General features: G+C 60.5%; 1 protein-coding gene. It reads right to left on the bottom strand.

Annotated features, from left to right (window positions below; translation table 11 throughout):
* Positions 1-1,017, bottom strand: a 1,017-nt coding sequence (locus AAFX91_RS41930) for an IS5 family transposase (protein WP_394570380.1), incomplete at both ends; no start/stop codon positions are given.

Below are 1,017 nucleotides of genomic sequence, written 5' to 3'. Positions count from 1 at the left end.
AGATTATAGGCGATCAGATTGAGCAGGAAATCGGCGGCGACGCGACCGATGCCGCGATGTTTGGTCTTGCGCATGGTCCCGTGCTGCTTGCCCCAACCGAAGATGCACTCGATCATCGCCCGGCGCGATTGTGACATGCCGTATCCCGGATGCCGCGTGGTTCGTCCGTCGATGGCGCTGTTGCGGTTCTTGCCGGTTTTGGTGACGGCCTGGTTCTGCGTCACATGCGGTGTCACGTTGATGGCACGAAGATTGGCCACGTGATCGGCGGTATCGTACGCCTTGTCCTCGCCGGCCGTGATGCGGTGGCCGGCGGCTTTGCCTTGGGCCTTCAGCATGATCTCCGAGGCGCGGCGTTCGGTCGCCAGCCCATGCCGGTTCTCCATTGTGGCATGGCCCATATAGCAGAGCTTCGCCTCCCGCCCGGCCGCCCTGCGGTAAAGCCTGCTGTTTGGATCGCTGGTACTCGCATGGGTGTCGTTCTTGCGCTTCTGGCCATGGAAGTTTGCGCCGCCATCATCGTCACCGCTACCGTCCTTGGGACGAAAGCTCTTCTGTGACGCCCAGGCTTCGATCAGCGTTCCATCCACCGAGAAATGCTCGTCCGACAGCAGCGGCTTGACCTGCGGATGGTTCAGAAGCCGGGTCATGAATTTCTTAAACACCCCGCCGTTCTGCAGCCGGTCTCGGTTCTTGGTGAAGGTGGTCGGGTCCCAGACCGGGTCGTCGGGCGAAAGCCCCACAAACCAGCGGTACAAAAGATTGTAGTCCAGTTGCTCCATCAACTGGCGTTCCGAGCGAATACCGTAGAACACCTGCAGCAGTAACGCGCTCAGCAATTGCTCCGGAGGCGTCGAGGGACGTCCTTCGCTCGCGTAGAGCTTCCCCAAGTCGCGATTCATCTCCGTCAGCACATCGCGGACGAACTGCCGGATCTTCCTGAGCGGATGGTCCGCAGGAACTCGTGCCTCCGGCGAAATGTACGAAAATAATCCGCCCTGATCCGAAAAAGCGCCC

Source organism: Bradyrhizobium sp. 31Argb (assembly GCF_043638955.1).
GTDB lineage: Bacteria > Pseudomonadota > Alphaproteobacteria > Rhizobiales > Xanthobacteraceae > Bradyrhizobium.
Note: the sequence above shows the minus strand (reverse complement) of the source record. Positions and strands in the feature narration are given on the sequence as shown.